This is a genomic window from Nocardia sp. GTS18, assembly GCF_013839555.1.
In the GTDB taxonomy this organism is placed as follows: Bacteria; Actinomycetota; Actinomycetes; order Mycobacteriales; family Mycobacteriaceae; genus Nocardia; species Nocardia rosealba.
On record NZ_JACBIU010000042.1, the window covers coordinates 24,246 to 33,369 of the forward strand.

A 9,124-nucleotide genomic window follows, 5' to 3' on the forward strand; every position below is an offset into this window, starting at 1 on the left:
ATCATCAGATCTGCGGACGGATTGTTTCACAACGAATCGGACACCGCGCAAGACCTACTTCTTCTTCCGGAACCGCCAGAACTGAACGGCGCGAACATCTTCGGACAGCTGATTCACCGGTTCGGCCACATCGGACAGTGCTTGGAACAGTCCGTCGGCGAGTTCGCTGATGTGCTCGACCCGGCCCGCGAGCCGGGCTGCGTTGTCGGCGAATTCGAGCATCAACCGCACCGACGCGGCGATGGTGAGCCCGAGCGGAACGGCCACGAGGGCGGCGAGCACGCCGAGCACCGCCGAGGCCTTCCACATCAGCACCGTCAGCGCGATCGGCAGGCCGATCGCGAAGGAGATCACGCACAGGATGTAGGCCAGCGGCAGCAGCGTGCGGGTCGCGGGCCTGCGGAATTGCACGTCGAGCAGGGAGCGCAGCGCCTCGGCGCCCCACTGGGTGGCCGAGCGGGTGCTGCGGAACGGATCGTCGAAGCCCGCGTCGCGCGCGAGCCGCATCTGCTCGGCCTCTTCGGAGTCCTCGACCTGCTCCCGCGAACGCGACGCCGTACGCTTCACGTCGGCCTCTTTCCAAGAGAGCCAGCGAGATTCGGCCTCGAACTCCTCAGCCTCCGGCTCACCGGCCGGGGTGGTGTTCGGCACGTCGGTCATGGTTCGAATCCTGCCCGCTTTCCGACGACACGCCAACACCACGGGGACCGAACCTGCGATAGCGAAGGTTCGTCGAATGAGACGAAGCAGACACTCTCGATTATTTTTCGGAATCCGCGTAACAACTCGGCCACCTTGCGCCGATACGCCCATGAACGCAGGAACAGAGCTCTTCGGGGAATGGAGAACACAGTGCGCACGACGTTTCCGACCAACACTATGGCCGCCGACAAGGGTGCCGCCGCGCTGGACTACGCCGCGCGGGGTTGGAACGTCGCCGAAACCACCAACGGCCTGTGCCTGGTGACCGACGAGAACGTTTCGGCCATCGAGATCACCGGCGAGATGGCAGGCGAGGTTCGCCGCTTCCTGCGCGCCAACAACCTGTCCGGCCCCGTGATCGAGATCCCCGGCGCCGAGCGTCGCGAGATCCACCTGGTGACCGGCGTCGCCAAGGCCACCATGGCCATCGCCGCGATGCGCGAGGCCGGTGTGCTGGTGCACACCGACGGTGCAAGCATCCCGCTGCCGCCCACCCAGCTGGCCGCCGGTTCGGCGTCGTGGGGCGTCGCCCCGTCCGAGGCCCGCTGGATCCCGCCGGTCGTCGCCCTCGGTGCCGCCGTGCGCGCCGCCGCCACCCGCAAGCGCGCCACCCTGACCGTGGCCTGCTAAGGCAGCTTTTCACAGCCGACCCGCGACCGCGACGGATCCCCACGTCGCCTCGCGGGTTTTCTGCGTTTCCCGGTGCCGAGCGGCCGGGGTGGAGTAGGCATGAACCATGGCTCCGCGTTCGTTGCTTCGCACCTGTCCGCTCTGTGAGGCCGTCTGCGGCCTGAGCATCACCCTCGACGACAACGATCGGGTGCTCTCGGTGCGCGGCGACCGCGACGACCCGTTCAGCAAGGGCTTCATCTGCCCGAAGGGCGCCGGTTTCGGCAAGCTCGACGACGACCCCGACCTGGTCACCACCCCGCTCATCCGCGACGGCGCCGACTTCCGCCCGGCCAGCTGGGACGAGGCGTTCGACCTGATCGCCGAGCGTTTCGCTGCCGTCCGCGCAGCGCACGGCACCGGCGCCACCGGCATCTATCTCGGCAACCCCAATGCCCACACGATCGCGGGCGCCCTCTACGCGCCCGCGCTGGTCCGCGCGCTGAGCACCCGGCACGTGTACTCGGCGAGCACCGCCGATCAGATGCCCAAGCAGGTGGCCGCCGGGCTGATGTTCGGCGACCCGATGACCGTCCCCGTTCCCGACCTCGACCGCACCGACTACCTGCTGATGCTCGGTGCCAACCCGCTGGAATCGAACGGTTCGCTGTGCACGGCGCCCAACTTCCCCGGCCGGTTGAAGGCGTTGCGGGCGCGCGGCGGCAGGCTCGTCGTGGTGGATCCCCGTGCGACGCGCACGGCGGAACTGGCCGACGAACACCTCTTCATCCGACCCGGCACCGATGCGTATCTGCTGTTCGCGGTGTTGCACACATTGTTCGCCGAAAACCTGCTCGACGTGCGCGTGGAAGCCGACGGCCTGGACGAACTCCGCGCGGCTGCAGCGGATTTCACTCCCGAGATCGCGACGGAACGCACCGGAATTCCGGCCGAGACCATCCGCCGCATCGCCCGCGAACTGGCCGCCGCCCCGACGGCCGCCGTCTACGCCCGGATCGGCACGTGCACCACCGAATTCGGCACGCTCACCCAGTGGCTTGTCGACGCGATCAACGTCCTCACCGGCAACCTCGATTCCCCCGGCGGCGCCATGTTCGCCACCCCCGCGGCACTCGGCATCACCCGGACAAAGCCGTTCCGGCCGGGCCGTTGGACCAGCCGGGTGCGCGAATTGCCCGAAACCATGGGCGAACTCCCCGTCGCCACCCTCGCCGACGAACTCGAAACCCCTGGTGAAGGGCAGATCCGCGCGCTGGTGACGGTGGCGGGCAACCCGGTGCTCTCCGCGCCGAGCGGTGCGCGGCTGGACGTGGGGCTGGCCGGGCTCGACTTCATGGTGAGCGTCGACCGGTACGTCAACGAGACGACCCGGCACGCGAATGTGATTCTGCCGCCGCCTCGTTCGATCCAGTCACCGCACTACGACTTCGCACTGCTGCACTTCGCGGTGCGCAACTACGCGCGTTACTCGCGCCCGCTGGTGCCACTCGACGGCAGACCGTCGGAATCGGCGGTACTCGCCCGGCTCGCCGCGGCCGTGAGCGGGCAGCCGCATCACAGCGACGAAGCCGTCGCGATGATCGACGAGCTGGTCATCGCGGGCATGCTGCACAAGGCGGGCATGAGTGACCGGCGCGACGAGCTCGAGGGCGCCGACACCACCGAACAGCGCGTCGACCTGATGCTCAAACTCGGCCCCTACGGCGCGTGGAACGGCGGCGACCTCGGCCTGCGCACCCTTCTCGACAACCCGCACGGCATCGACCTCGGCGCGCTGCAGTCACGTCTGCCGGGGGTGCTGCGGACCGCATCGGGACGCGTCGACCTGGCACCGCAGCCCTTGCTCGCCGATGTGTCGCGGCTACGGAAAGGCCTCGCGGCGAGTGCGCCGCCCATGGTGCTGATCGGGCGCAGACAGCTGCGTTCCAACAACAGCTGGATGCACAACATCGAGGCCCTCGTCGGCGGATCCAACCACTGCACCCTGCACATCCACCCCGACGACGCCGACCGCCTCGGCATCGGCGAGGCGGCCGAGATCACCTCGGCCGCCGGATCACTGACCGTGCAAGTGGAGCTGACAGCGGCGATCATGCCCGGGGTGGTGAGCCTGCCGCACGGGTGGGGACACGCCGCGAGCACCACCCAGTCGGTGGCCCGCGCGCATGCCGGCGTGAATGCCAATGCGCTGACCGACAATTCGATCGTCGACGCGATCACCGGAACCGCCGTCTTCAACGGAGTGCCGGTGACGGTCGGTCCGGCCTGATCGGTCGTCGCCCAGGAAACCTGAAGCAAACCGCCCGTTACGGTCCTTCGCAATACTGGACTCGCCACGCCGCACGCCGAACTCCCCTAGACTCCAATGAGATTGTGGTCACAGCACTTCGGCAGCAGAGGGGCCCCGATGCCTGGAACACAGGTCGGCAGCGACGGAGAGCACGAACTTCAGGAAACGTTGGGCACCACCGAACGCGCCGAACGGTTCTACGACGACCAGGTCATCGACTATCTGAACCCGATGATGATGGAATTCGTCACCCGGATGGACATGGCGTTCATCTCCACCGCCGACGCGCACGGCGAATGCGACGCCAGCTTCCGTGCGGGAACCCCTGGTTTCCTGCACGTGATCGACGATCGCACGATTGCGTACCCCGAATACCGAGGTAACGGGGTGATGGCCAGCCTCGGCAATATCCTCGAGAACCCGCACGTCGGCATCCTGATGATCGACTTCGTCCACGACCTCATCGGCCTGCACGTGAACGGGAAGGCCCGCATGGTCGCCGACAGCGAACTACGCGAGACCGTCACCGATCTGCCACCCGCCGAACGGGGCAAAGCGGCGCAGGTGTGGGTGGTCGTCGACGTGGAAGAGGCATACATCCACTGCCGCAAGCACATTCCGCAGATGATCCCCGTCTCCCGCGACCGCCGCGAATGGGGTACCGACAACGTCCGCGCCAAGGGCGGCGACTACTTCGGCGTGAAGGCGGGCCGTCAGCACGCCGAAGTCAAAGCGGGCTGACCTACTTGATCTTGAAGATCACCACACGCTGTACGACGAAGTTGATCACCGTCGCCGTGCCCTGCGCCACGACGAACGCCACCGCCTGACGCCACCACTGGTCGGGCAGCGCGAACGCGAACGCGGCATACATACCGAGCTGCACGGCGAACGTCACCGCGTACAGCGCGACGACCGCCACGAACCGCTTGCGGCTCGGCTCGGCCTGGAACGTCCAGCGACGATTGATCAGATACGCCGTCGTCGTACCGGCGATGAAGCTGATCGCCTTGGCGAGCACCTCAGGCACCCCGAGCACGTTCGACAGCAACAGCAGCAAGCCGAAGTCGACGATCGCCGAGAAACCGCCGGTGAGGGTGAACCGGACAATCTGCGTCTTCAGATCGACATCGGTACCCCCCGGCTCGTCGACCAGCGGAATTTCGGGGGGCAGGGGCAGATGCGGCTGTGCTTGCACGTGAGGAAGGGTACGAGACCGGTCACAGGTTGTGCCATGCCTGTAGCCTCTAAGCCGATGTCTGAGAACATTTCGACCACCAACGACGGGCCGTTCGTGCTTCCTACGCGCACGCGCAGGCTCACCGGTTGGGGTCGCACCGCACCCACCTCCGCCGAAGTGCTCTCGACCGGCGATCCCGAGCTGATCGCCGAGGCCGTGCGCATGGTCGCCGAGGACAACGACAGCAAGCCGGCGCATCTGCGACGCGGCGTGATCGCCCGTGGCCTCGGCCGCTCCTACGGCGACCACGCCCAGAACGCGGGCGGCCTCGTCATCGACATGCCCGCGCTCAACCGCATCCACCGCATCGACCGCGACACCCGCCTGGTCGACGTGGACGGCGGCGTGAGCCTGGACCAGCTGATGAAGGCCGCGCTCCCGTTCGGGCTGTGGGTTCCCGTGCTACCCGGCACCCGCCAGGTGACCATCGGCGGCGCCATCGCCTCCGATATCCACGGCAAGAACCACCACAGCGAGGGCAGCTTCGGCAACCACGTCCGCTCGATCGACCTGCTCGTCGCGGACGGTTCGGTGCGCACGGTGTCACCGAACAACGACGCCGAGCTGTTCTGGGCGACGGTCGGTGGCAACGGGCTCACCGGCATCATCCTGCGCGCGACCATCGAGATGGCGCCGACGGAGACGGCCTACTTCCTCAACGACGGTGTGAAGACGTCCACCCTCGACGAGACCGTCGCTGTGCACAGCGATGGTTCCGAGGCGAACTACACCTACTCGAGCGCGTGGTTCGACGTGATGAACCCGCTGCCCAAGCTGGGTCGCGCTTGCCTGACCCGCGGCCGCCTGGCCAAGGTCGACGAGCTGCCCAAGAAGCTGCGCAAGAACCCGCTGAAGTTCGACGCACCGCAGCTGCTGACGGTGCCGAACATCTTCCCGAGCTGGTCGGCCAACCGTCTCTCGCTCGGCGCGGTCGGCGAGGCGTACTACGCCATGGGCGGCACCTACACCGGCAAGATCCAGAACCTGACGCAGTTCTATCACCCGCTCGACATGATCGCCGAGTGGAACCGCGCCTACGGACCTGCTGGTTTCCTGCAGTACCAGTTCGTAGTGCCGACCGAGGCTGTTGAAGAGTTCAAGCGGATCATCATCGACATCCAAGCGTCCGGGCACATCTCGGCGCTGAATGTGTTCAAGCTGTTCGGAGAGGGCAACGCGGCACCGCTGAGTTTCCCGATGCCCGGCTGGAACATCTGCGTCGACTTCCCGATCCGTCGCGGCCTCAACGAGCTGGTCACCGAGCTGGATCGCCGCGTGATGGAATTCGGCGGCCGTCTCTACACCGCGAAGGACTCGCGCACCAGCGCCGAGACCTTCCACAAGATGTACCCCCGGATCGACGAGTGGATCAAGGTCCGCCGCAGCGTCGACCCGAACGGCGTGTTCATGTCCGATATGGCCAGGAGGCTGGAGCTCCAGTGATCAACGCAGTTGGCAACCCGCAGACCATCCTGCTGTTCGGCGGCACCTCCGAGATCGGTCTCGCGATCTGCGCGGAGTACCTGCGCAAGAGCCCCGCGCGGATCATCCTGGCGAACCTGCCCGGCGACCCGCTGCTCGACGACGCCGTCGCCAAGCTGAAGGGGGCCGGTGCCACGGCCGTCGAGGTCATCGACTTCGACGCGCTCGACACCGACTCGCACCCGAAGGTCGTCGACGCCGCGTTCGCCGGTGGTGACGTGGATGTCGCGATCGTGGCGTTCGGCGTGCTCGGCGACGCCGAGCAGCTGTGGCAGGACCAGCGCAAGGCGGTGATGACCGTCGGCATCAACTACACCGCCGGCGTGTCGGTGGGTGTGCTGGTCGGCGACAAGTTCAAGGCGCAGGGTCACGGCCGGTTCATCGTGATGTCGTCGGTGGCCGGCGAGCGGGTGCGTCGCTCGAACTTCGTGTACGGCTCGACCAAGGCCGGCCTCGACGGCTTCTACCTGGGTCTCGGCGAAGCGCTTCGCCCGTACGGCCCGCGCGTCACCGTCGTCCGGCCGATGCAGGTGCGTACCTCCGCGACCAAGGCCCACTGGGAAGCGACCGGCTCCAAGGAAGCACCCCTCACGGTCGACCCGGAAGACGTCGCCCGCCAGGCCGTCGCCGCCTCGGAGAAGGGCACCGAAATCGTGTGGACCCCCAACGAGGCCCGCTTCGTGATGTCGGCTCTGCGCCACGTGCCGCGCCCGATCTTCCGCAAGCTCCCCATCTGATCGAGAGCCACCGCGACTGCCGCACCGCCACTCCGGCGGTGCGGCAGTTTCTTTGTGCCGGGGGCATCGGCGCGAGCCGACGGAGCCCGAGCCCTCCACTAGGCTGACCCGGACCGTCGAGCAGAGTGGACCCGGAGGAATGCGCGCCGATGACTACCGATGACAACGTGCGGGCGGGGCGCGCGAGCGCGACCGGTCTCGCCGAAGGTGCCGCGGCGGCGCTCGTCGCGCTGGTCGTGGCGGTGGTCGGGTTGTTCGCGTTCTCGGCGGTGCAGTGGCCTGCGTTCAACTCCTCCAACGTGACTCGGGCGCTGACCACCGTCGGGCAGGTCGTCTCGGTGGGGCTGCTGGTGGTCTCGGTGTTGCTGATCCGGCTGCGGAAGTGGCCTGTGGTCGCGAAACTCGCCTCCTGGGTGGGCATTTCGGGATTCGTCACGGTGACCCTCGGGATGCCGTTGGCGGCGACGAAGCTGTACCTGTTCGGTGTTTCGGTCGACCAGGAATTCCGCACCGAGTATCTGACGCGGCTCACCGACAGTGCGGCACTGCGGGACATGACCTACGTGGATCTGCCGCCGTTCTATCCGGCCGGGTGGTTCTGGATCGGTGGGCGGGTCGCGAACCTGCTCGGCATGGACGGCTGGGAGGCGTTCAAGCCCTACTCGATCGGGCTGCTCGCCGTGGCCGCCACGGTGGCGCTCGTGCTGTGGGCGCAGCTGGTGCGCGCCGACACGGCCGTCGGCGCCGCGGCCGCGGTGACCGCGATGACCTTGGCCTATGCCTCGCCCGAGGCGTACGGGGCTGTGTTGGTCGTGTTCGTTCCGCCGGTGCTCGTGCTGGCGTGGGGTGCGCTGCACCGCCGCTCGGGCGGGTGGGGCGCGGTCCTCGGGACCGGGTTGTTCCTCGGGGTCGCGGCGTGTTTCTACACGTTGTACCTGGCGATCGCGGCGTTCACCGTTGTGCTGATGGCGGTGGTCGCCGCCGCGTGCGCGCTGTATGCGCGGCGAGCGAGCGGGCGGGCGATCGGCAGGCGCGACGCTGCGGTCACCACCGAGCCCGCGTGGCGGGTGGTTGTCGTGCCGTTCACACGGCTGGCGGCGATCGGCGTGCTCGCGCTCGCGGTATCGCTGGTGGTGTGGACGCCGTATCTGCTGAAGATGCTGTCGGGTGCGAAGTTGCCCTCCGGCAATGCTTTCCACTATCTGCCCGAGTCGGGTGCGCAGCTGGCGTTCCCGATGCTCGAGTTCTCTCTGCGTGGGGCGCTGTGTCTGCTCGGGTTGCTGTGGCTGGTCGTGCGGGCGGGATCGTCGCGGCGGGCGCAGGCGCTCGGCATCGGCGTGGTGGCGATCTACCTGTGGACATTGCTGTCGATGGCCGCGACGGCGGCGGGCACCACCCTGCTGTCGTTCCGGCTGGAACCGGTGCTGCTCGCTTTGCTCGCCGCCGCAGGCGTTTTCGGCTTCGTCGAGGGTGGTCGCGCGGTGTATCAGGCGCTGAACGAACCCGCGCCGGTGCGTACCGCGGCTGCCGCGCTCGCGGTGCTCGGTGCGATGGCCTTCGCCCAGACGATCCCCACCGTTCTGGTCCACGAGATCGACACCGCCTACACCGACACGGTGCCCACCGAAACACCCGACACCTACGGCACTTTCGGTGAACGCGGCGACAAGCGCCGCCCCTCCGCGGTGGCCTACTACCACGCCGTCGACGAGGCTCTACTGGCGCAAACCGGCCGTCCCCGTGACGAATCCGTCGTCCTCACGGCCGACACCAGCTTCCTGTCCTTCTACCCCTACTTCGGTTTCCAGGCCCTCACCTCGCACTACGCGAACCCCCTCGCCGACTTCAAGGCCCGCGCCGACACCATCGCCGCCTGGAGCGAACTCGACTCCCCCCAAGCCCTCCTCGACGCCATGTCGGCCGCCCCCTGGCGCGCCCCCGACGCCTTCCTCTTCCGCCGCGACGGCGACAACTACACCCTCCGCCTCGCCGAAGACGTCTACCCCAACGACCCCAACGTCAAGCGCTACACCGTCACCTTCC

General features: G+C 67.6%; 8 protein-coding genes. 6 read left to right on the forward strand and 2 right to left on the reverse strand.

What is annotated here, in order from left to right; genetic code table 11:
- Nucleotides 1-54: 54 nt before the first annotated feature.
- Nucleotides 55-660, reverse strand: coding sequence for a DUF4282 domain-containing protein (locus HYG95_RS22435; protein ID WP_181700768.1), 606 nt, complete (start codon nt 658-660; stop codon nt 55-57).
- 180 nt (nt 661-840) lie between these two features.
- On the opposite strand from HYG95_RS22435, the gene HYG95_RS22440 reads away from it, so the two are divergent.
- The 3 genes from HYG95_RS22440 (at nt 841) to HYG95_RS22450 (ending at nt 4,363) form a co-directional block, all read left to right on the forward strand.
- Entirely contained in the window at nt 841-1,332 is a 492-nt protein-coding gene (locus tag HYG95_RS22440) for a hypothetical protein (RefSeq protein ID WP_174552230.1), read from the forward strand.
- 106 nt (nt 1,333-1,438) lie between these two features.
- The gene (locus HYG95_RS22445) at nt 1,439-3,601 is read left to right on the forward strand and encodes a molybdopterin-dependent oxidoreductase (protein WP_181700770.1); all 2,163 of its coding nucleotides are present in this window, start codon (nt 1,439-1,441) and stop codon (nt 3,599-3,601) included.
- Between the two features lie 138 nt (nt 3,602-3,739).
- Nucleotides 3,740-4,363, forward strand: a complete 624-nt coding sequence (locus HYG95_RS22450) for a pyridoxamine 5'-phosphate oxidase family protein (RefSeq protein ID WP_181700772.1) — start codon at nt 3,740-3,742, stop codon at nt 4,361-4,363.
- A gap of 1 nt (nt 4,364) precedes the next feature.
- On the opposite strand, the gene HYG95_RS22455 is transcribed toward HYG95_RS22450, so the two are convergent.
- A complete protein-coding gene (locus HYG95_RS22455; protein ID WP_084457194.1) occupies nt 4,365-4,820 on the reverse strand; it encodes a GtrA family protein in 456 nt (151 codons plus the stop codon).
- A gap of 57 nt (nt 4,821-4,877) precedes the next feature.
- Between HYG95_RS22455 and HYG95_RS22460 the strand changes: the two genes are divergently transcribed.
- The 3 genes from HYG95_RS22460 to HYG95_RS22470 form a co-directional block, all read left to right on the forward strand.
- Nucleotides 4,878-6,305 carry an FAD-binding oxidoreductase gene (locus HYG95_RS22460; protein WP_181700774.1) on the forward strand — a complete coding sequence of 476 codons (1,428 nt, stop codon included), beginning with the start codon at nt 4,878-4,880 and terminating at the stop codon, nt 6,303-6,305.
- Nucleotides 6,302-7,081: a decaprenylphospho-beta-D-erythro-pentofuranosid-2-ulose 2-reductase gene (locus tag HYG95_RS22465; protein WP_181700776.1), complete on the forward strand. Its 780-nt coding sequence runs from the start codon at nt 6,302-6,304 to the stop codon at nt 7,079-7,081. The genes HYG95_RS22460 and HYG95_RS22465 overlap by 4 nt, the downstream gene beginning before the upstream one ends.
- Before the next feature lie 149 nt (nt 7,082-7,230).
- The coding region (locus tag HYG95_RS22470) for an arabinofuranosyltransferase (RefSeq protein ID WP_181700778.1) at nt 7,231-9,124 on the forward strand (1,894 nt) is incomplete at its 3' end.

Coding starts and splice junctions, on each gene's coding strand:
- HYG95_RS22435 (WP_181700768.1), bottom strand. CDS start 660: ATGACCGACGTGCCGAACACCACCCCGGCCGGTGAGCCGGAGGCTGAG.
- HYG95_RS22440 (WP_174552230.1), top strand. CDS start 841: ATGGAGAACACAGTGCGCACGACGTTTCCGACCAACACTATGGCCGCC.
- HYG95_RS22445 (WP_181700770.1), top strand. CDS start 1,439: ATGGCTCCGCGTTCGTTGCTTCGCACCTGTCCGCTCTGTGAGGCCGTC.
- HYG95_RS22450 (WP_181700772.1), top strand. CDS start 3,740: ATGCCTGGAACACAGGTCGGCAGCGACGGAGAGCACGAACTTCAGGAA.
- HYG95_RS22460 (WP_181700774.1), top strand. CDS start 4,878: ATGTCTGAGAACATTTCGACCACCAACGACGGGCCGTTCGTGCTTCCT.